Source organism: Bacillus sp. CHD6a, from assembly GCF_001293645.1.
Lineage (GTDB): Bacteria > Bacillota > Bacilli > Bacillales > Bacillaceae_I > Sutcliffiella_A.
The window spans coordinates 1-20,094 of record NZ_LBMD01000034.1 but is presented as its reverse complement, the minus strand read 5'-3'; the positions used below and the strand labels follow the sequence as shown (position 1 = coordinate 20,094).

The 20,094-nt window shown below is 39.5% G+C and carries 23 protein-coding genes; 11 read left to right on the top strand and 12 right to left on the bottom strand.

Annotated features, from left to right (window positions below; translation table 11 throughout):
- Positions 1-21: 21 nt before the first annotated feature.
- Positions 22-1,917, bottom strand: a complete 1,896-nt coding sequence (gene shc / locus AAV98_RS18240) for a squalene--hopene cyclase (RefSeq protein WP_060666942.1) — start codon at positions 1,915-1,917, stop codon at positions 22-24.
- A gap of 75 nt (positions 1,918-1,992) precedes the next feature.
- The gene (locus tag AAV98_RS18235) at positions 1,993-2,196 is read right to left on the bottom strand and encodes a hypothetical protein (RefSeq protein ID WP_060666941.1); all 204 of its coding nucleotides are present in this window, start codon (positions 2,194-2,196) and stop codon (positions 1,993-1,995) included.
- 256 nt (positions 2,197-2,452) lie between these two features.
- Between AAV98_RS18235 and AAV98_RS18230 the strand changes: the two genes are divergently transcribed.
- From AAV98_RS18230 to AAV98_RS18220, 3 genes are all read left to right on the top strand, one after another.
- Positions 2,453-3,325 (top strand): EamA family transporter, encoded by an 873-nt coding sequence (locus AAV98_RS18230; protein WP_060666940.1) that lies wholly within the window; start codon positions 2,453-2,455, stop codon positions 3,323-3,325.
- Between the two features lie 68 nt (positions 3,326-3,393).
- Positions 3,394-4,056 carry a TVP38/TMEM64 family protein gene (locus AAV98_RS18225; protein WP_060666939.1) on the top strand — a complete coding sequence of 221 codons (663 nt, stop codon included), beginning with the start codon at positions 3,394-3,396 and terminating at the stop codon, positions 4,054-4,056.
- 16 nt (positions 4,057-4,072) lie between these two features.
- Positions 4,073-5,512 (top strand): dihydrolipoyl dehydrogenase family protein, encoded by a 1,440-nt coding sequence (locus AAV98_RS18220; protein WP_060666969.1) that lies wholly within the window; start codon positions 4,073-4,075, stop codon positions 5,510-5,512.
- A 41-nt stretch (positions 5,513-5,553) separates the two neighbouring features.
- Here AAV98_RS18220 and AAV98_RS18215 read toward each other — a convergent pair whose 3' ends face one another.
- A complete protein-coding gene (locus AAV98_RS18215; RefSeq protein ID WP_060666938.1) occupies positions 5,554-6,234 on the bottom strand; it encodes a Crp/Fnr family transcriptional regulator in 681 nt (226 codons plus the stop codon).
- A 159-nt stretch (positions 6,235-6,393) separates the two neighbouring features.
- Here AAV98_RS18215 and AAV98_RS18210 point away from each other — a divergent pair, with 159 nt between their 5' ends.
- From AAV98_RS18210 to AAV98_RS18200, 3 genes are all read left to right on the top strand, one after another.
- On the top strand, positions 6,394-6,612 hold the full coding sequence (locus AAV98_RS18210) for a glutaredoxin family protein (RefSeq protein WP_060666937.1): 219 nt from the start codon (positions 6,394-6,396) through the stop codon (positions 6,610-6,612).
- Between the two features lie 94 nt (positions 6,613-6,706).
- Positions 6,707-7,144: an OsmC family protein gene (locus AAV98_RS18205; RefSeq protein ID WP_060666936.1), complete on the top strand. Its 438-nt coding sequence runs from the start codon at positions 6,707-6,709 to the stop codon at positions 7,142-7,144.
- A gap of 136 nt (positions 7,145-7,280) precedes the next feature.
- Complete coding sequence (locus AAV98_RS18200; RefSeq protein WP_060666935.1) at positions 7,281-7,829, top strand: CBO0543 family protein; 549 nt, start codon at positions 7,281-7,283, stop codon at positions 7,827-7,829.
- A gap of 22 nt (positions 7,830-7,851) precedes the next feature.
- Here the strand turns inward: AAV98_RS18200 and AAV98_RS18195 are convergent, their stop codons facing one another.
- From AAV98_RS18195 to AAV98_RS18165, 7 genes are all read right to left on the bottom strand, one after another.
- A complete protein-coding gene (locus AAV98_RS18195) occupies positions 7,852-8,289 on the bottom strand; it encodes a hypothetical protein (RefSeq protein ID WP_060666934.1) in 438 nt (145 codons plus the stop codon).
- Complete coding sequence (locus AAV98_RS18190) at positions 8,270-8,461, bottom strand: hypothetical protein (RefSeq protein ID WP_060666933.1); 192 nt, start codon at positions 8,459-8,461, stop codon at positions 8,270-8,272. The genes AAV98_RS18195 and AAV98_RS18190 overlap by 20 nt, the downstream gene beginning before the upstream one ends.
- A 146-nt stretch (positions 8,462-8,607) precedes the next feature.
- Complete coding sequence (locus AAV98_RS18185; protein ID WP_060666932.1) at positions 8,608-9,321, bottom strand: hypothetical protein; 714 nt, start codon at positions 9,319-9,321, stop codon at positions 8,608-8,610.
- Positions 9,318-10,076, bottom strand: a complete 759-nt coding sequence (locus AAV98_RS18180; RefSeq protein ID WP_060666931.1) for a hypothetical protein — start codon at positions 10,074-10,076, stop codon at positions 9,318-9,320. Before AAV98_RS18180 ends, AAV98_RS18185 begins: the two co-directional genes overlap by 4 nt.
- 121 nt (positions 10,077-10,197) lie before the next feature.
- Positions 10,198-10,635 carry a cell wall hydrolase gene (locus AAV98_RS18175; RefSeq protein ID WP_060666930.1) on the bottom strand — a complete coding sequence of 146 codons (438 nt, stop codon included), beginning with the start codon at positions 10,633-10,635 and terminating at the stop codon, positions 10,198-10,200.
- 72 nt (positions 10,636-10,707) lie between these two features.
- On the bottom strand, positions 10,708-11,292 hold the full coding sequence (locus tag AAV98_RS18170; protein ID WP_060666929.1) for a hypothetical protein: 585 nt from the start codon (positions 11,290-11,292) through the stop codon (positions 10,708-10,710).
- 38 nt (positions 11,293-11,330) lie between these two features.
- Positions 11,331-11,954 (bottom strand): YdcF family protein, encoded by a 624-nt coding sequence (locus AAV98_RS18165; protein WP_060666928.1) that lies wholly within the window; start codon positions 11,952-11,954, stop codon positions 11,331-11,333.
- Positions 11,955-12,107: 153 nt separating this feature from the next.
- Between AAV98_RS18165 and AAV98_RS18160 the strand changes: the two genes are divergently transcribed.
- The gene (locus tag AAV98_RS18160) at positions 12,108-13,466 is read left to right on the top strand and encodes a copper amine oxidase (protein ID WP_060666927.1); all 1,359 of its coding nucleotides are present in this window, start codon (positions 12,108-12,110) and stop codon (positions 13,464-13,466) included.
- Positions 13,467-13,536: 70 nt separating this feature from the next.
- Positions 13,537-14,205 carry a class F sortase gene (locus AAV98_RS18155; RefSeq protein WP_060666926.1) on the top strand — a complete coding sequence of 223 codons (669 nt, stop codon included), beginning with the start codon at positions 13,537-13,539 and terminating at the stop codon, positions 14,203-14,205.
- A gap of 184 nt (positions 14,206-14,389) precedes the next feature.
- On the opposite strand, the gene AAV98_RS18150 is transcribed toward AAV98_RS18155, so the two are convergent.
- Entirely contained in the window at positions 14,390-15,682 is a 1,293-nt protein-coding gene (locus tag AAV98_RS18150) for an MFS transporter (RefSeq protein WP_331456879.1), read from the bottom strand.
- A gap of 146 nt (positions 15,683-15,828) precedes the next feature.
- On the opposite strand from AAV98_RS18150, the gene AAV98_RS18145 reads away from it, so the two are divergent.
- Both AAV98_RS18145 and AAV98_RS18140 read left to right on the top strand, forming a co-directional pair.
- Complete coding sequence (locus AAV98_RS18145) at positions 15,829-17,067, top strand: helix-turn-helix domain-containing protein (protein ID WP_060666924.1); 1,239 nt, start codon at positions 15,829-15,831, stop codon at positions 17,065-17,067.
- Between the two features lie 138 nt (positions 17,068-17,205).
- Positions 17,206-17,841, top strand: coding sequence for a LysE family translocator (locus tag AAV98_RS18140; RefSeq protein WP_060666923.1), 636 nt, complete (start codon positions 17,206-17,208; stop codon positions 17,839-17,841).
- Positions 17,842-17,889: 48 nt separating this feature from the next.
- Here the strand turns inward: AAV98_RS18140 and AAV98_RS18135 are convergent, their stop codons facing one another.
- Positions 17,890-19,674, bottom strand: coding sequence for a sulfatase-like hydrolase/transferase (locus AAV98_RS18135; protein ID WP_060666922.1), 1,785 nt, complete (start codon positions 19,672-19,674; stop codon positions 17,890-17,892).
- 165 nt (positions 19,675-19,839) lie between these two features.
- Between AAV98_RS18135 and AAV98_RS18130 the strand changes: the two genes are divergently transcribed.
- Positions 19,840-20,049: a hypothetical protein gene (locus AAV98_RS18130; RefSeq protein ID WP_060666921.1), complete on the top strand. Its 210-nt coding sequence runs from the start codon at positions 19,840-19,842 to the stop codon at positions 20,047-20,049.
- The last annotated feature ends 45 nt before the right edge of the window (positions 20,050-20,094 follow it).

The window sequence follows — 20,094 nt, the reverse complement described above, 5'->3', positions numbered from 1 at the left end:
GAATCACCTTTTACACTTGCATCATTCCGTTTCATCATATTTATTCTTATAGTGGCTAAGCGCAAGCAATGGCCAAATATACTGATAGCTATGATAATGGATATAGTAACCCCCTGGAATTCCTGCGCCAGTTGGATAGGTGGTTCTCCAATCATCTGCTTTTAGCAACCTTAATAGCGAGTGAATTCCTTTTTCTATTTTAGGTGTTGGATTTTCTGAGGCAGAAATAAGAGCATCTAAAGCCCAGGCGGTTTGAGAAGGAGTACTGTGATGCAAAGGAATATAACGTTTCTTGCTATCACTCTCACAAGATTCTCCCCATCCACCGTCCTCATTTTGTATGGACAACAGCCATTTCACAGCACGTCTGATTAGAGGATCATCACTTGATACCCCGATTGCCTTCAAGCCTGTAATGGCGGCCCAAGTTCCATAAATATAACAGTTCCCCCATCTACCGTACCAGGAACCGTTATCTTCCTGATTGTACTCCAACCACTCCATTGCTTTTCGAAAAACATCGGACTCCTGAGGAATGGTTGTATACTCTCCCAGAAAATATAAAGTTCTTCCTGTTAAATCAGCAGTTGAAGGATCGAATAGCACCCTGTCTTCATATTTAAAAGGGATGAAAGATAATAGATAGTTATCCGTATTCTTTTCAAAAGCCGACCAGCCACCATCATCATTCTGCATGGTCAAGACCCACTCCACTCCCTTATTCCAAGCATGTTTGAAGTGGTTTTCTGTACCTGCCAAAGGAGTGATAGCCCTCAAAGCAGCGGTGGTATCATCAATGTCAGGGACAAAGGTGTTGGTGTCCGAAAACCCCCATCCACCTGGTGTGACATCTGGATTTTTGATAGCCCAATCCCCGTATTTTTGTTGTTGTTTAGAAAGAAGATAGTTGCTTGCTTTCATGATGGAAGCATGTTGATGTGGAACTCCAGCTTGCTGCAAAGCTGCTGAGAGCAGGGCAGTGTCCCAGACAGTGGAGGGAGAATTTTGTATAAAAGCATGGTCAGCATTTCGGCAAAGATAGGCTTTCATCCCTTGAAATGCGTTTTGTATGAGAGGATTCTTTTTATCATAACCTAGGGCAAGAAATGCAAAAACCATAAAGAAACTTGCACTAAAATAACTATACAGTGTCCCATTTTCTTCGATTCTTTCTAGAATATAATCTTCTGCTTTGATAAAAGCTTTTCGCTTGAGAACTTCTGGTGAGCCTGTGAGCTTTTTTAAAGCATTTTTAAAATAAAGTTGAAGGTGCTGCCTATCTTCTACAAACCGTTGATCCTCAGAATCACTGCCTACTCCCTGTAAGTGAATAAGGTTCGGCGTTCGTGAATGGAGATAGGAATAATTCAGATTACTACAGATTAGTATTGGTATCCAGTGCGCTCTTGCATACCCGACAAACTGATAAATGGAGATTGGAGACCAGTTAGGCAATAACATGATTTCTATCGGTATTATTTTTATGATACTCGGCCACTTGATTTGACCTGTTAACGCTAGCATCATTTTCGTCAACCAATCACTCTCTGCCAACCCTCCATTTTCTTGAATAAAGCGCTCCGCTTTGCGCATATTGGCAGCATCTTTGGCAACGTATCCTGAATGCAATAAAGAAAAGTACCCCTCTATAGTGGCACTAAGGTTGCCTCCATCCTCATCCGGGTACACTTTCCAAGCTCCGTTGGACTCTTGCTTTGACTTGATTCGTTCCACGAGGCTTTTTACCAATAATTCCTCGTCCGTCAATTCAAGAATTCTAATCAATATAATCATATAAGCATCTGTCATAATGCTTCCTTCAAAGCAAAAATTCCAAGTACCTTTTTCCGTTTGTGTATCGAGAAGATTGTTAATCATATCTTTCAGCTTTTCGTTTATTTTATCTACTGGCTTCATAGTTCCCTCCACTATGTTCACGTCTTACTAAAACTTATGTACGTTTACACAATTTAGAAGACTAACCAATAAACCTTAAATCAACATTCCATCATTAACTCTTCCCGTTCGCTTATTTGCTTCAAGGATTAACGAATCGATCTCTTTATTAATTCTTTTCAATCGCTCATGTAATGTTTTAACATCTTGCTCTCGTTTCAGATGTTCCAGCCTTTTTAATTCTCTTTCTAATTGGACCATCTTTAACTTTGTATCTGCTATGGAATTTTTATAATTCACCCTATCCGCCCCCCTCTTCTGTTAGTTCTAACTTTGCTCCTATTTTGCTAGAAAAACAACTATTAATGTGTTGTTTGAAGCGTGAAAAAATCAATTGCCCTGAAACAATCATTCCAGTATAATTTGGTGAGGAAATGAATAATAAAATGGTTTATTGTGGATTTTTCTAGAGCTATCTCTATTTTCGCCACACAATTGTCTCCGGGCAGTTGTGTGGTTTTTTTGTATTTCACATCATGGAAAGAGGGTAAGTAATATGAAAACTTGGCATTACGCGTTAATGGTATTTTTGGGAGGATGTTGTCTTGGCATACTGTCTACATTTGTGAAGCTTGCTTATGCTGCCGGTTATTCTACGAGTGAGGTAACAGGTAGCCAAGTGTTAGTTGGTACCCTCATAATCTGGATCGTCACTATATTTATTAGAAAGAAAAAATTACATATCACGCAAACACTGAAGCTTGTGTTAGCAGGGATACCAATGGGGCTAACAGGATTGCTGTATTATCAATCCTTACAAACACTAGAAGCATCCCTTGCTATCATTTGTTTGTTTCAATTTATTTGGATTGGCACATTAATGGAATGGATCTTTTATAAAAAACGTCCTTCTTCAGGTAAGATTCTCTCTATTGTGATATTACTTTCCGGATCTGTTTTAGCTGCAGGACTTTTTGAGGACAAGGTAGAGTCGATTTCATACCTGGGAGTACTATGGGGTATACTTTCCGCTTTCACATTTTCTATTTTTATATTTTTGAGCGGTATCATCGGTAAGGACATTCCTGCCATTCAAAAAAGTGCTCTGCTTTCCACTGGGGGCTTAATTGTTACGTTTATATTGTATCCCCCTTTCTTTTTAGTCGATCTACCAGCAGTATTAGGCATCGCTCCTTATGGGTTTGTTCTAGGTATCTTTGGTGTAGTGCTTCCCCCAATTCTCTTTTCCATCGGGATGCCGCATGTGGGGCCTGGCCTTGGGACCATTCTTACAGCCTCAGAGCTCCCTGTCGCAGTAATCATGTCCGCCTTGGTATTATCAGAACATATCAGTATGTATCAATGGGCTGGGGTTGGTATTATATTAGGAGGTATTGGGGTAAGTAATGTGAAACAAAAAGAAATGTAAGGCAGCTTACAGCATTGGTGACTTATATTCTATAAGATAGAATAAAGAAGCTTGAGAGGAAGGATTCCATGACGAAAAAAAATTGGATAAAAGGAATAATAATAGCAGTTTTAGTAGGCTCCTTATTGTTCATTAACCACAACTATCTAAATATCAGCCCAGAAGGAATTCGACAATGGATTCTATCCTTTGGAATATTCGCACCTGTTATCTACATTGTCTTATATACGATTCGCCCACTTATCTTGTTCCCAGCCTCTATTCTCTCTCTAGCAGCAGGACTTGCTTTTGGGGCGCTTTGGGGAACAGTCTATACAGTCATTGGTGCTACATTAGGGGCAATCGTTTCTTTCCTGGTTGCAAAGAAGTTTGGTAAAAGTATCGTAAAAAGCCAAACTTCAAATGTAAGAGTCCAAAAAATTCAATCGCAAATGGAGGAAAATGGATTTTTTTATGTACTCCTCCTTCGTTTAATCCCCCTTTTCAACTTCGACCTAATAAGTTACTTAGCTGGGCTTTCCAAGGTGAAGGTGTCGCATTTTATGTTGGCGACTGTGATTGGGATTATTCCAGGTACTTTTGCTTACAATTTTCTAGGGTCTAGTTTTGTCGGCGATAATAAGCTTGTCATTATCCTAGCAATTATCGTTTTTGTTTTAATAAGTGTACTACCACTAATTTTCAGTAAAAAGGTACGTGGAAAATTAGGTTTTACTAAAAATGGAGGATGAGAGGTGAATGTTCACGATGAAAAAGTATGATCTTATTGTCATTGGAGGAGGAGCCGGAGGATTAACGGTAGCAGCCGGTGCCGCTTCTTTAGGAGGAAAAGTTGCGTTAATTGAAAAAGAAGAGCAACCTGGCGGTGACTGCTTACATTTCGGTTGCGTTCCATCCAAGGCTCTAATTGAGATTGCAAATCGCATCAAAAGCGCCCGTTCCCTAGAAGAGTTCGGAGTTCACGTTTCAGACGAGAATATTCAAATGGAATCTGTCATGAAAAAAGTGAAGAAAGCTATTGACCATATTCAAGTGCATGATGATGCCGATCGTTTTCGGAAACTAGGGGTCGATGTTTATATTGGAACAGGGGCTTTTCACAACAAGAACGAAATTATTATTAACAATAGTGAAATTGTATATGGAAAGAGAATTGTCATTTCAACAGGTTCAAGGCCCTTCGTTCCACCAGTTCCGGGTTTAAAAGAGAATGGATTTATCACTAATGAAACCATTTTTTCTTTATCCACTTTACCAAAAAGGCTGTTAGTGTTAGGAGGTGGACCCATTGGAATCGAGTTGGCTCAGGCGATGGCGAGATTAGGAAGTGACGTGACGGTTATCGAGAGGTCTGGTGGTATTTTAGTAAAAGAGGACAAGGAAGTACAGCATCTCATGAACGAGGTCCTATCCGATGAAATGAAGTTACTCTATCATGCTAACGTCAACACCATTGAGGCCGGACAAAACGGAAAAATCGTCCACCTTACCATAGAAACTGCCAATGGCGAAGAGGAAGTCTCTATAGAAGTCGATGAAATACTGGTTGCAACAGGAAGAACACCTAATTCTGACAAACTTCAACTAGATAGAGCCAATGTACAAACGGATGACAGAGGGCATATTAAAGTGAATGAACGTCTACAAACCAACATCCCTCACATTTATGCTATAGGAGATGTAAACGGAACATTACCCTTTACTCATGTAGCAGGAATGGAAGGTAAACAAGTCGTTCAAAACGCACTCATTGGGCTAAGGAGAAAAATAGATTATTCCAATGTTCCTTGGGTCACCTATACTTCCCCAGAAGTATTTCATCTAGGTTTAACAGAAGAAGAAGCAAAAGAAAAAAGTCTGGATTATGATGCTTATAAGGTCGATCTGTCGGAAGTTGATCGTTTCGTAACAGATCATCAAACCACTGGATTTGTAAAAATCCTAACGGATAAAAAAGGCCGAATTATTGGCGCCCATGCCGTTGGAAACCATGCTGGAGATTGGATGCAAGAGGTAGTGTTTTCTAAACAGTTTAAAAAGAAAATCGGCAGCATATCCAATGTCATTCATCCATATCCAAATCATAGTGCAGCGGTTCAACGTACAGCAGATGCATTTTGGAGGAAGAAGCTGTTTGATGGGTTCTTGCCTAAGGTGATGGAAAAGTATATTAGGTGGTTTAGATAACTTTAAGCGTAGGACAAACGAGTGCCTACGCTTACCTTTTACTAACGATTTAATAGTTCTAAAGCTTTATCCACATGCACAGAAAAAAGTATCGTTTTCTTGACTATTCCTTCTTTTTTCAACTGACTGATAACAGCACTTGTGGTCTCACGAGTAGAACCAATCATATTTGCCATATCTTGATGTGTTACTCTCATTTCTATCGTTTGCCATTCTTTTTTTCTTTTGCCCGTCTTTTCACTCAATTTGAGTAAAAGGTAGAGAATGCGATATTTTACATCCCCTAATGCTATTTTTTCGCTGAGGCTGTAAACCTCTTTTAACCGAGCAGAGAGGATATTGATAAACTTCAACGCGATCTTCGGGTTATTTTCAATGAACTCCTCAAATTCCTCCTTACCCAATATGCATAAATAAGTATCTGTCATCGCTTCCGCATAGACTTGATCATCTGTTAGAGACATGGTAGAAGTTTCACCAAAGATATTACCATCTACGAGTATATCCACCGTAAATTGTTTCCCTTTCGAATTCAGACGATACAAACGGACCTGTCCCTTTTTCAACAAGAAAAGTGCCTCCATTTGTTTTTCTGGAGACAAGATGATGGTCCCTTTTTTCACTGGTTTCATTTGACTCATTTCATCTATCACTTTTAAATCATCTATCGGCAGCTCATCCAATAAACTTATCTGTGAAAGTAAAAACAATTTATCATCCATTTTCTCACCTTCCTCAAATGTTACATCTAATATTTTGCAACCTAATTGTAGAATCCTTCTTATCTAAGTACTGTAAGCTAACTTACAGTATATACTTCTATTTCTCATTATAGTAAAAGTACGACTATAACGATAACAGAGGAGGTAAGGTAGAACCACATGATTTTATATACTATGCCAGGATGTCATAAATGTCATGCAGCAAAACTCTTTCTGAAATCCTTAGAAGTCCAATATAAAGAGGTTGATGTTCTGGAAAACCCTGAATATATCGTTGACATTAAGCAAAAAGTAGGAGAAATGTTATTACCAGTTCTTGTTGTGAAAGAGAAATATTTAGTTCAGCAGGAAATATTTTCGCTAAATATTACAAAATAATGTAGCAACCTGAACGTAATCCATCTTACAGTTTTTTTGCGTGATGCCCACTATAATCAAAAGTGAAGTTACTAGTTGAAGGAGGAAGATAACCATGGCAAAAGCAACATTTAATGTAACAGCGGAATCAGCTGGGATGAGGTCAGATATTAAAGCAGGTAAACACACAATAATCATTGATGAACCTGCATCTATGGGCGGTAAAGATACTGGCGCTGACCCCCTTTCCACTATGCTTGCCTCTTTAGCTGGATGTGAAAATGTTATTGCAAATTTTGTAGCTAAAGAAATAGGATTTGACCTACAAGGTATGTCATTTACCATTACCGGCGAATTAGACACACGTGGTCTAATGGGAGAAGAAGGAGTGCGACCGTATTTTGAAAAGATCTCCATCCAAGCTCTTGTCAAAACAACAGAATCCAATGAACGCATACAAGAATTAAAAGAGATGACAGATAAACGCTGCCCTGTCTATACAGGCTTTAAAGCTGCAGGAGTAGAGCTATTGACGGAGTGGAAAAAGGCGTAAATATAAAAAACAGAAGGGCGGGTCCCTTCTGTTTTTTTGTTTGAAATGAAGATTATTTAGTTCCTGTGTAACATCATAAAATTTTCATATTAACTAATACTAGTCCTAAAGCTGGTGGAAGAAGGAGTTGAAACAAATGAACACCTTGGAAAAAATTGATCAAATAATTATCCGTCAATCTGAACTATATAATAAAGTTATTGATTTATGGTTTCAAGAAGTGTTATTTACTTGGCGTTGGTGGGTTGGGGTAGGTCTTACCGTCTTCTCTTGGCTGTTTTGGGTTGTCTATCACAAAAAAGAGAGTAGGTATCGATTATTAAATGCTGGGTTCTTTGTAATGACTGCCTCACTAATTTTGGATTCAATTGGAGTCCAATTGGGCTTATGGTCTTATCGCTTTGAAGTGATTCCATTTATTTTAGCTTATCTTCCGTATAACCTAGCATTGATGCCCGTAGTAGTAATGAGTTTAATTCAATTTAAACCAAAATCATCTCCAATAATGAAAGCTATCGTATTCGGCATACTGACTGCATATGTAGGAGAGCCTATTGTTTATTTCCTAAAAGTCTATAACCCATACAATTGGCAATATATCTTCTCTGTGCCATTTTATATGGTGATTTATCTAATAGCGAATTGGCTAACAACAAGAGAGGCTTATGGATACATTAAAACTTGAAACAAAATGCCGAGAGACTACATTAATCTTTTAATTTCTCCCATCTAAGATGATCTAAATCTTGCAAACATCTTACTTCCTTTTTAAACCATTCTAAATTTCCTGCAAACCTATCGGAGCATTCAAATTGAATTTTTGCAGCCTTTTTCGGCTCTATGCAACGGAGGTTGGCAAGAAGCTTTTGCTGACCATATGGTTTGTCGAGACTTACAACAACATAAGGCATTAACTCAAAATAATAATCTTTTTCTAGACTATCAAAATAGTTACTTTTGACAATATCTATAATTTTTAAATAATCAATGTCATCAAGCCCCCACCGAATTACTATAGTCCCATCAGGAAACGTAACTTCAAGTTTAAGATGGCTTCCAAAATGATCTTTGGAAGCCTGCAAAATTTTCAAATTTTCATGGTTATATTGGATTGCGCAATCCATATTAGTTTGATCCTCCGCCATCACTTCCCCCACCGTGGTTGTTGTACCACTGATACCTAGTTGTTTCCGATTCAATATTTTGATTTCCTCTGTTTACATCCGGGGGATGGTTCATTCCTTTATTCTTTTTGTCCATGTAGAGCGTGATTCCTATCAAAAGTAATAATGGTACGATGATGAATAACCAGATCATGAGAGGTGCCCCCTTTTTCTAACGTTTTTATATACCTTAAATACGTTGTGGGTGTTGAAAAGTTTCGTTTTATTTAAATATTCTGTTAATTATTATTTGTAGGAACCAATCGTCTTGCTGGATGCTTTGGGCTTATACCCCCGCCTTTATTCCAACTCTACAGGATCTAACTGTTGCATATATTGAACATAATTTCCCGTGGAAGTTCCTCCTCCACCATTACGATACGTATGCTCAAGACGGACTGAGTCCTCTTTATCATTATAAGCTACCCATTGAAAATGATAAGATTGGCTAGAAGGAATGTAACCTGTTTCAGTTGGATACAGCTCAAAGGATCCTATAACCTCTTTCCATTCACTTGGCATTTTTATATACCCATAACTTCCTTTTCCTAACTCTACTGTCTGTTTCAATTGAATTTTGGGATAATAAACTTCCACTTGTTTATTATCGCCCACCGACCTCACATTGTAATTCCGCTCATGTGTTAAGTAAAATTCCCATTGTCTTATTTCGTCTTTTGGGTGTACATTCCAATATATATAAGAGTTCCCTTCATTTACTACTATTTGTGGACCAGAACCGTTTGATTCACTAACACACTCCCATCTCCAACCATTCCAAATCCATATGCTAGTACCATATGCTTGATTATTTGAAAGTATGGGAACAAAATAAGTTTTTTCATCCAACTGCATAACATCTTGGACTTCCATTTCTTGAGTCAAAGCACCCATGTTATCAAGGATTTCATCTTTAGAATAAAATGCTTTGGGAGTCATCATTAAGTACATGACAATTGCACCAATCAGTAAAACTGCAAATGAAGTCATCATCACTACAAATTTTTTATTCATTCAGCATGCCCCCTAACTTCTAAAAAGGAAGCAGTTTTAGATTTAAAATAGTATTGGTTACTCTTTGTCGTGATAAGCAATCCCTTACCGTCCTGTTCCAGGTACACGTGCATTTTTTCTCTGGTTTTCGTTTTTACGCCAGTTAACAAATAAGGAAACTTCTCTTGTACGTTCACAGGCTCTTTGCTTTCTTCTTCTGACCAAATTTGTTCTCTAATTTCTTCAAACCACTGAATGACATCTGAGTCTTCATACCTAAAAGTTGACAAGGCGTCATCCAGCCTTGTTATATCTAGTACAGCATCTTCACCGGATGGATGAGTCACTAACAATTCCACATCTGAAACATCTGTTAGATACGTCCTTACCTCATCCTTTGGATAATACACAGCAGCTAATCCAATGGCAAGAAGAGCCGTTCCTAAGAATATGAAATTTCCTAAAAATCCAGTCCAAGCATATTTACTGTATGCTTCCCAACGCTCTCTTCTATTCAATAGTCCATATAATATCCAGACTCCAAGCGGAAGAATGGCAATAGAAAAATTTTCATTAAACAGCGGAAAAGTGAAGGAAAATGAAAAAAGTCCCAACAAAACAGCCATTACTATTTTCCATATTCTCGGTCGTTCTTCCGCATTTTGCACACGGTAGATACGAACAATAATTACAGCAATAACTCCCCATGCAAAAATGACACTAAGCAAATCGATAATATTCCCCTCATACTCCATATAAAAATCCAATTTCCACACTCCCATCCCCCTGTAAACCTCTCCCTATTATTCTACCATTTCAGGGATATTAACCCAATATCAGGAAATAAAAAAAGGAACTCAATTAAGCCTACAATGAGTTCCTGATAAGTAATAAACTTTACGAATAAACACTAGCACATGTCCCAGCAATTGGTTCATAATAACAATGCTGCTTGTATTGACCGGCAAAAGGTTGATCATACCAGGTTGGAGGACATGGTGCGTATGGATTGAAATACCATAAAGCGTATTTTGCCGGATGCTCTCTCCAAGAAGTCAACGTTTTTCTAGCTAAGTTTTTTTCAACCGATCTTGCCCTGTTATAAAATAAATTACCCTTTTGAACGGCTTCAAATGAATAGTTTCCGCCCTGTACTTGATAAATGACTTGAGGAATGGTTCTTACTTCTTTGAAGTCCAAACAATCGGCAACTGCACGATTAGTTATAACATTTCCGACATAGAGCATTCCCTGCTTGCCTTCACCTTCTGCTTCCGCTCTCATCATCCTTGCCACCAACGCTACATCTGATTCCGTAAACTTAACTCTAGCCATAATTTCACCTCAACACCATAGTATGAAAAAACGCCTAGTTTGGTTTCTGATATTTACAAAAAGCCAAAAGGATTAGATTGGTTTTGTTGATTGAATGGCAAGTCCCTTCTCTTGTAACATATTGGTGACACGTTCGAGTTTCAGCGCATGTTCAGGAGATGCAACTGCTTTTGAAATGAAGAACTTCTCATCCTTCCCTTTTCCTTTTCCCACATAAAACAATAAATTACGTTCTGTTTCAATGATCGTTAAGGATTGGTCAACAGGAATTTTCACCTTTTCCTTACCAAGAATAAAGGAATCAAAACGAGGATCGAACCCAATATAATAGGTAGGATTGGAGTCAAAATATAGAGAGTGGAGTTTATTGCTTCTATTCTCTATAATCTTCCTAAAAAATAAACGGATGAAGAAAAGAATGACATAATACATGACAAATCCAATAACAACGGTAACGATGTTTAAAGTTAAAAACTGCGTGCCATCTTGTGCAATTTGAAAGTTGGCAATTATGTTGTAGCCGCAAAAAAAGAAGAGTGCTATCAAGTTTCCGACAGTGGCCATCTTAAAGATGGACTTAGTGTACGGCATATACTGGGATAGTTCGGTGTAATCTTGTTTTTTAATTGGAAATTGAAAGGATATATTTTTTTTCAATGTGTACCTCCTGATGTCTTATAGAATGTTCGCGCCTCTTATGGATGACTGGTAAATTCCAGTTGCTGATCCATAATAATTCCCTGTTTCACATAACTTACGAGCTTAACAGACTCTGCCTCGACCCGTTGTCTACCATAAGGATTAAGAAACCAATTGTTTTCCCTAGTAGTCTTGTCATTCACAGGACAAAGAGTATAGTCAATCCAATTTGGCATATAGGTTTTTAGACTGAGGCTCATTCTCCTCATATGGTAATGACTTGTCACCACGAGTAACCGTCTTATCTTGTGGAGGTGAAGCGCCCTATCCAATACTAGTAAAGAAGCCAATACATTTTCCTTTGTATGAAGGGACTGGTTCTCGATGATAATATCCTTAGATGGCACCCCTAATTCCATGGCCTTCTCTGCCAGTAGCTGCGCTTCGCTAAGCTGGTTACCTTTCCAAACTACCCCACCAGAAAATAATATTTTCCCTGCTCTTCCTGCCTTGTACAGCTCAATAGCTGGAGGCAAACGGTAAACGACAGCCTTGCTACTACCTGGGACGAAAATACAGTCACCATTTCTGTTGTCATCTTTAATATTTTTAAAGAGAAGGTCCGTCATTTGCTCATCAGTGAGATTACTTCCATTCAAATGTGATATAGGTAGTTTCATGGTATTTCTCCCACGATATGTATTTTTTTACTAGCTCTTCTTCCCATTATACATACTAAATTAGAGACTTTTTTATTTTTTTAAAAAAAGTGATCCAGTTTCTAATCCACTCCGTTAGGTAAGTGAAACCAACTATAAAGGAGTGCTTAGAACATGAACTGGAAAAAAGCAATGGTAGCTGTACCACTTAGCGTAGGATTATTAGTACCGACTTTTCAAGTAGCAAGTGCACATGACCATGGAGCACATCAACACAAGGCATCTGTATCCACCCCGGCATCGGACTTAAGAGCTTCCTTGGATGCATTATTATCAGAGCACGCTTTCTTGGCAGTCGTAGCCATGCAAAAGGGAATTGACGGAGCAGAAGACTTCGATCAAGCAGCTGGTGCACTAAATGCAAACACAGATGACTTGTCCGCAGCAGTCGCTTCCGTTTACGGGGAAGAAGGCGGAGCAGCATTTAAAGAAATTTGGAGCAGCCATATTGGTTACTTCGTCGATTATGTAACAGCAACTGCAGAAGACAATGAAGAAGGCAGACAACAGGCGTTAGCCGAATTAGATGAATATACAGTAGAACAAGCAGCGTTTCTTGACACTGCTACAGAAAGTCGCCTAAAAGCTAGTGAACTGGAAGCTGGACTGAAAATGCATGTCGAGCAGCTAGTATGGGCCTTTGACAACTATGTGGCAGGTGATTTTGAAAAAGCATATGAAAACATGCGTCATGCAATTGAGCACATGTACGCACCTGGAAAAGGGTTATCTTGGGCAATTACAGACCAATTCCCTGAAAAATTCGAGAATACTAGTGTTGACACACCAGCAGCAGACTTACGCGCTGACTTGAACCACCTTTTTGCTGAGCACGCTGCATTAGCAGTACTTGCAATGCAAAAAGGAATAGATGGAGCTGGAGATTTTGAAAATGCCGCTGGAGCTTTAAATGCAAACACAGCTGACCTATCTGCTGCTGTAGCTTCTGTTTATGATGAAGAAGGCGGAGCTGCATTTGAAGAGATTTGGAGCAGCCATATCGGATATTTCGTAGATTATGTAGTAGCAACTGGTGAGGACAATGAAGAAGGTCGTGAAGCAGCAATCGCTGAATTAGAAGAGTATAAAGTTGAACAAGCTGCATTCTTAGACACAGCTACAGAGGGCCGTTTGAAAGCCGCAGACCTTGAAAAAGGCTTGCAAATGCACGTTGATGAGCTGCTTCTAGCTTTCAATAGCTACAATGAAGCAGACTATGAAACTACTTATAACACAATCCGTGAATCCTATGCCCACATGTTCGGTGTAGGCGAAATGATGTCTGGTGCTATTGTTGATCAATTCCCAGAGAACTTTGAAAAAGATATGCCTACTGACATGCCTGCAGCAGGTATGGGTGGTGCAGCGGACAATGGAATGAACGCTGCTATTGCATGGACGGTTGCTGGACTGATTTCCGCGATTGTTTTAACCCAAATCATTGCATATAGAAGAAAAGCTACACAAGAATAATCGTTTTAGCTAAGAAGAGAGGGGCTTATCCCTCTCTTTCCTACTATCATTTTCTAGAAGGAGTATAACTATGAGACTATTAACCACTTTATCCTTCATGCTTCTTTTACTGGTTGTGGGATGCAGTGCCGAGAACACTCCGGATACAACTGCTGAACAATCTACCGGAATAGAATCAACAAACGAAACAACTGCATCAAGCGAAACAACAGCCCCTACCAACAAAAAAATTCCCATCCCCACCCGTACCCAAACCACGAATGAAAACGGGAAAGTTATTAAAGACGAATCTATCAGCATCGAACCTCACCGAATCGAAATCCCCTCAATCGGAGTCGATGCACTTGTGGAACAAGTAGGCGTTATCGAAAACGGTCAGATGGGCGTACCTGAATCTTTTGAAACTGTTGGTTGGTACAATGAAGGCCCCATGCCAGGAGAGCGCGGAAACTCCGTCATATCCGGGCATGTGGATAGCCGCAATGGTCCTGCAGTGTTTTTTAACCTGAAAAATTTAGAGGTCGGTGACGAGATTGTTGTTTCAAACAAAGAGGGAGAAGCTATAACCTATGTGGTGGATAAGATTGAAACCTATCCCGAGGATGAGTCACCTGTTGAAGCCATTTTTGATTACTCTTTTCAAAGTAATTTAAACCTGATTACCTGTACCGGTACCTTTAATCGTGAAAGCAGGAATTATTCAGACCGATTGGTTGTGTATAGTAGTTTAAAGAAGTAAGAATAGAACGAGGTCTTCGTGTGTATTGAAGACCTCGTTTTGTTTGTTATTGTGTGAGGAAAATCTTGTAAGCTTCATTAAGACCTTTATGACTTGGATTTTTTGTCTCCCAGGTCTTTATACTGTTTATCAAGACTTCTCTGACCTCTATTCTCGCCAACAGAGGTCTTCATACTCTCTTAATTTAACGAGCCACACTCCTCGCCTCTACAACACGGCCCCCCTTCTTCTCACCAATTTCCGGATGCACTTTTCGAATGACGGACGGTCTCGCCATGATCGCCGTAATGATAACGAGCATCCCCGCAGATAATAGCAAGATCCACTCCCCAGGAAAGATATCATACAATACCCCGTAAATTATCATACCAAGTGGAATAAGTGCCATCGCCATCGTTTCAATAATAGAAAATACACGCCCTTTGAATTCATCGGCAATGGTCTTTTGAAGCATCACTTGTAATGGCGTATTGACGATAATAATTAGCGAACCGAAGCTGAACATTAACATTAGATAATAGCAAAACATCATCAGATAATTCATGGGCAAAAGAAGAGGGAGCGAGATTGCGCCCATCACTGTCCCGAGACCAATAATGCCCCTCTTGGAAACAAGCAGTGGAAACTGCACTTCTTTCCTTGCAGAAAAATACACCGACATTATTAACATACCAAGAGATAAAGCACCTTGAGTGAAACCGAAATGTTGTGACTTCATTTTTAATTCCTCAATCAGAATATACGAATATCCCACTTCATAAGCGCCAAATAGGAAATTGATGAGCAAGCTAATCCAAAGCATGACCAAGATGGTTTTTTGCAGTCGTAAATAACTTAAACCAGCTTTCATGCTTTGCCACATCGATTCTTTTTTCTCCTCTGCTTCTTCGTTACTCTTTACAGCAGCAAACAAACGGAAGTTCATGGTTGATTCTAAAATGACTGCAATGACGGATGCAACAATAAACAACACGAGAAATACAGGAATTGGAACAGTCCCATACAATAGGCCTCCAACAGCTGGGCTTCCTATTGCGGCAAAGGAAATGGCCATCTGGTTCATCGCCATTGCTTTTTGAATTCGAGCCTGATCAATTAAGCCTGTAATAGATGAAGTAAATGCAATTCCAGAGAACATGGACGTCAAAGAAAGGATACTAGTTGTTGTGTAAATCGCTAAGAGGGAAAGACCAGATGTAAGGGTGTAGATGAGAAGTCCTGTGATAGCAAGTGTGGTGGCAATCTGTGAGACGATAACAATCATTTTCCTGGAATACCGGTCTGTGATTGCTCCGGCAAATGGTCCAGCTAGTGTTCGAGGGAGAATATTACATAGAAGATTTGTCGCAAAACTTGTAGCAGATCCAGTTAGCTGCAAAATATAAAAACTAATGGCAAATGCATACACCTGTGATCCAAACGTCGAGATTAATTTGCTTATCATAAAGGTGTACAGATGATATGTGGCTCTTTTCAACTTTAAGGTTTCCTCCATTAAAAGCACCCCGTTTTCAAAAGTTTAATTTAATTAAACAAATCGTACCATATTAAGGTATTCCAATTCAAGGAAAAGTTTAATATAATTAAACAAATAAATTGTTTCTTCAAGGAGTGCACACATCCATGCTCGGAGAACGGATAAAAAAATTAAGAAAACAAAAGAAAATGACATTAGAAGCACTTGCTGGGACAGAGCTTACGAAAGGGATGCTCAGCCTGATTGAAAACAACAAAGCAAATCCTTCCATGGAAAGTCTCTCCTATATTGCCCAGCAGCTTGGAGTGGATATGGCAGACTTAATGGGAGAAGCGGCTAGCACCGAGGAATTAAGGAAAACATTGGAACGGGTAGAACATATTTTTAACAAACCGTTGATGAACCCTGATTTCCCTGATAAGTATAAGCAATTAATTAAACTAATTGAACCTCATATCGGAAATCTTTCAAAAGGCTATGAGAGCGCAAGACTAATGGAAATATACTCTTACTCCCTTCAAAGAGAGAATAAACCGGGATGGGAACCCCTGCTGAACACTGCTTCCGATATGTTTGATGAGATGAACATCTCTTCCAACCGCACATCGATTGGTATATTTCGTTCCTCTATCGCCTTCATGGAACATAACTTTACGGAAGCGCTCCGCATATTTTTGAAAGAGCGGAAAGAAATTGAAGCCAAACACGCTTACATGGAACCAATGGCAAGACTTGATCTTGATTATAGCGAGGCTATTTTTTTATATGCTGTCGGGGATTCCAAGGCTGCGATAGAATCGATGGAAAAGGCACTTACCTACTCCAAAGAAAAACGAATATTTTATCTGACAGATGACCTCTACCGGCTGGCAGCTGCCCACGCGCTAATGGAGGGAAATGAAAAGGAAAAGGATTATTATCTTAATAAATTAAAGCAATATGCTGAGTTTGCAGATCATTCCTCTTCCCTTTATTTCTGCGATTTGTTCGATATCATGGATTTAATTGCCGAAAAAAAGGAATATGAAAAAGCGATCACTAAAATTGATGATTCTCTTTCCACAGAGGAACTTAAACAATTCTATTCCCCATGGTTTTATCTAGAAAAAGCTAAAGCACTCTACTATCTAGGGCGATATAAAGAAGCATGGGAGACAATTGAAATGGTTGTCATGCCAGACGTATACCATCCAATCGACCTCTCTAACATATATGTAAAAGAATCTTATCAAGCACTCATCCTTATGGAGCTCGGTAAAATGGAAGAAGCCGTCACAGCCGCCCAAAAAGCCGTGGCCAACTACAAGCCTCTCCTCGAGTCAAAAATGAAGGATTTCAGCAAGTGGGTGTTGGAGAAAGTTCTGGAAAAGAAGAATTCTTTATAGGAAAAATAAGTTAGCTGCACAATAGAAGGAGGTTCTTATTTTGCAAATTAGGAACCTCCTTTTTTCTGAAAGACTATTTTAAATTTCCGAAAATCTGTTAAGATATTTTTAAAACATTTCAAGAGGAATGGGGTTTTCATTGTGGAGAACTTTTTGCTGTTTGTTGTTATGAGTATGCTGCTTATCATTCTGCCTGGACCTGACACTGCCATCGCAACGAAAAACACTCTATCTGCCGGGAGAGTTGGCGGATTCAAAACCGTATCAGGTACTTTTTGCGCCATTCTCATCCATACCATTGCAGCAGTGGTTGGTCTATCCGCACTCATTGTTAAATCTGCATTTTTGTTCTCTGTTTTCAAGTATGTTGGTGCTATTTACCTTGTCTATTTAGGGGTTAAGACAATTTGGGCACTTCGCAACAAGAAAGAGGAAATTCCAATAGACAGCAACGTTGCTAATGAATTTATCAATCAATCTCATTTTAAACAAGGCTTCCTAACGAATATGCTTAATCCAAAAGTTGCCGTCTTCTTCCTGACCTTCCTGCCACAATTTGTGGACCCAGGAACGAACACCATTGTACCATTTCTCCTGATGGGAGTTACCTACGCGATCTTGACAGCCATTTGGTTTGTCCTTTATATCTATCTAGTTGATCAAATAAGTACATTCATGAAAAGGCCACGGACAACCACTGTAATTGAGTCGATTACAGGTATCGTGTTGATTGGTTTTGGGGTGAAATTGGCATTGGAGAAGGGCTCTCAGTAATATAATAATAAGCCAAACAACCTATGTGATTAGGCCGTTTGGCTTTTTTTAGTTTTTACATGAAGGCATTCCAGGTACTTCCCCGCTCGAAGGCTCCAACCTCTTTTGCTTGCATTGTTCCTCGAGTCCCGCCATCAGGAGCTTCTGAATGGCTATTGTTTCCGGTGTACGATTGGATGGATATGCAAGGTTGGTTTCTTCTAACGGATCACTAGTCAAATTATATAATTCATATTGGTCCGGGACTGGTCTCGTTTTAGTGGTAGTGATACATAATGAACAGTCAACATGCTCACCGGTTGATGTTTGTGAAACTTGAGTAGTTGTGACGTTCTCGACCCCAGGATCACTCCAAAATTGTGGGTTGTCGTAGTAACGTGTAAGTTTCCAAATTTCTTTCATTCCATTTTCACCTGTGGAGAGTTTGGTGAAAATAGCTTCGGTGTGATTTGGTTGAATGACAGAATGGTAGGGTTCCCCTGTAGCAGACACTTGATTGAGACCTTGGGTGACATCATCATCACTCATAAAATAAAGTGGTTCATCGGCACGGTAAAATTTGTTTTTCCCCCTGAGTAGCGGTGTTAGGTCACGACCTACTAAAGGGTGAACTTCTGTGTGATCGCGTTTTAGTTGTTTTTGAACCTCTTCCACGTCGATGTCTGCGAGTCCTAACATGGTCGGCAGTACATCAACATGGCTTGTTAACATATCAGTGGTTTCTTTTCCAGAAAAGAGTTTTGGACTATGGATAATCAATGGCACATGGATAGATTCCTCATAAGTGTTATACCATTTTTGATAAAGGCCTCCATGCGCACCAAGCAGTTCTCCGTGGTCAGAAAGGAAGATCACAATGGTATTTTCATAAAAGGTGGAATCTTGTAAGGTACGGAATACTCTGCCCATGTTTTGGTCTGCTTTTTTTTGCAAGGAATAATAGAGCTGCCTGTATGAGACGTTATCCCTTATTGGCTGAAGTGCCTTTGGATAGATCTTTTTGTAGCTTTCTTGGGCAGATGGTTTGGTACTTAATGATTCATTGGCAGTCGGCGGTGGCGGGATGAAAGGCACAGACGGATCAATTTCAAAATTAAACAAAGGACTTAGTTCTGTGTAAATGCCATAAATCGCAATATCATGTGGGTTGACAAAAGAGCACATCACAAACCAAGGAGGAGAATCTCTATCACAATCATGTTCCAATGACTGAAGGAGTTCCACTGTTTCCTGGGCATAGATTACATCCCTTCCGCTTAATCCGATTGCTGCTGAGCTACCTGAATTACGAGGGGATGAGCCGTGCGGTTCCGGTCCCACCCAACCATCAAATCCGTAACCACCAAGGCGGTTTGAAGCTAGGTATTTTTCCACATTCCTCTTGTCCGGTCTGCCTGTAGAGGTATAGCTTGGCAGAGAGTTTTTGGTTCCGGGAATGAGAATATCCTCCTCCGAAGCATGCCATTTCCCTTTCCAATAGGTTTTATAGCCTGCTGCTCGGAAATATTCACCCATCGTCGGAACAGTATTAGGATCAAGCCAAAACATGTCTGGGTCAAACGAGGTTTTCGCTGCACCACTCGTTTGTGTCACCCCATGGAGGGATGGATATTGCCCAGTATATAAAGTAGTTCTGCTTGGAGAGCAGGCAGTGCTTCCGGCATAGTGTTTCGTAAACTCAAAGCCGTTCTTCTTCAGGAGCTCTTGAGTGTGCAAGTTTTCCCTTTGCCACTTTCTAAGCTCTTCATTTTCATAGACACTTGGATAACGCTGCTGATCCACCATAAGGATGAGAAAGTTTGGTTTCTTGATTGACCGTGATTCTTTAGCCATCGTTGTCCCCCTTTACTGTTCATTATGTTTCTTCTTAACTATATGCACAGTGTTTTAAGCTTATTTCAGGGACAGGCACTGTAACGCTTAGACAGTCGAATTGCCTGTCCTGTCCCTTTTACCCACGACAATGATATAATAAGACCGGATGTGAGGTGTTAGAAAATGAATAAACGATGGACTATTGGTAAAATAAATGAATTCGTGGAGAAGAATTCAGATAGTAAACTGTTATCGACTGAATACCACGGATTCTCTCAGAAGTTACAGTTTAAATGTGCCTGTGGCAGCAATTTTGAAAAGACTTTTACAAAATTTAAAAATAATAACCAACGCAAATGTGACGTGTGTCAGCCACCAAAGGCTTCCCGTTAATAGATACTGTTAGAAGTGCCAATTAAATTTGGCACTTTTTTGTTT

What these genes read in the sequence shown, in the direction of transcription:
- shc (WP_060666942.1), bottom strand. Translation starts at nt 1,917, where the DNA reads ATGAAGCCAGTAGATAAAATAAACGAAAAGCTGAAAGATATGATTAAC.
- AAV98_RS18230 (WP_060666940.1), top strand. Translation starts at nt 2,453, where the DNA reads ATGAAAACTTGGCATTACGCGTTAATGGTATTTTTGGGAGGATGTTGT.
- AAV98_RS18225 (WP_060666939.1), top strand. Translation starts at nt 3,394, where the DNA reads ATGACGAAAAAAAATTGGATAAAAGGAATAATAATAGCAGTTTTAGTA.
- AAV98_RS18220 (WP_060666969.1), top strand. Translation starts at nt 4,073, where the DNA reads ATGAAAAAGTATGATCTTATTGTCATTGGAGGAGGAGCCGGAGGATTA.
- AAV98_RS18215 (WP_060666938.1), bottom strand. Translation starts at nt 6,234, where the DNA reads ATGGATGATAAATTGTTTTTACTTTCACAGATAAGTTTATTGGATGAG.
- AAV98_RS18210 (WP_060666937.1), top strand. Translation starts at nt 6,394, where the DNA reads ATGATTTTATATACTATGCCAGGATGTCATAAATGTCATGCAGCAAAA.
- AAV98_RS18205 (WP_060666936.1), top strand. Translation starts at nt 6,707, where the DNA reads ATGGCAAAAGCAACATTTAATGTAACAGCGGAATCAGCTGGGATGAGG.
- AAV98_RS18200 (WP_060666935.1), top strand. Translation starts at nt 7,281, where the DNA reads ATGAACACCTTGGAAAAAATTGATCAAATAATTATCCGTCAATCTGAA.
- AAV98_RS18195 (WP_060666934.1), bottom strand. Translation starts at nt 8,289, where the DNA reads ATGGCGGAGGATCAAACTAATATGGATTGCGCAATCCAATATAACCAT.
- AAV98_RS18190 (WP_060666933.1), bottom strand. Translation starts at nt 8,461, where the DNA reads ATGATCTGGTTATTCATCATCGTACCATTATTACTTTTGATAGGAATC.
- AAV98_RS18185 (WP_060666932.1), bottom strand. Translation starts at nt 9,321, where the DNA reads ATGAATAAAAAATTTGTAGTGATGATGACTTCATTTGCAGTTTTACTG.
- AAV98_RS18175 (WP_060666930.1), bottom strand. Translation starts at nt 10,635, where the DNA reads ATGGCTAGAGTTAAGTTTACGGAATCAGATGTAGCGTTGGTGGCAAGG.
- AAV98_RS18165 (WP_060666928.1), bottom strand. Translation starts at nt 11,954, where the DNA reads ATGAAACTACCTATATCACATTTGAATGGAAGTAATCTCACTGATGAG.
- AAV98_RS18160 (WP_060666927.1), top strand. Translation starts at nt 12,108, where the DNA reads ATGAACTGGAAAAAAGCAATGGTAGCTGTACCACTTAGCGTAGGATTA.
- AAV98_RS18155 (WP_060666926.1), top strand. Translation starts at nt 13,537, where the DNA reads ATGAGACTATTAACCACTTTATCCTTCATGCTTCTTTTACTGGTTGTG.
- AAV98_RS18145 (WP_060666924.1), top strand. Translation starts at nt 15,829, where the DNA reads ATGCTCGGAGAACGGATAAAAAAATTAAGAAAACAAAAGAAAATGACA.
- AAV98_RS18135 (WP_060666922.1), bottom strand. Translation starts at nt 19,674, where the DNA reads ATGGCTAAAGAATCACGGTCAATCAAGAAACCAAACTTTCTCATCCTT.
- AAV98_RS18130 (WP_060666921.1), top strand. Translation starts at nt 19,840, where the DNA reads ATGAATAAACGATGGACTATTGGTAAAATAAATGAATTCGTGGAGAAG.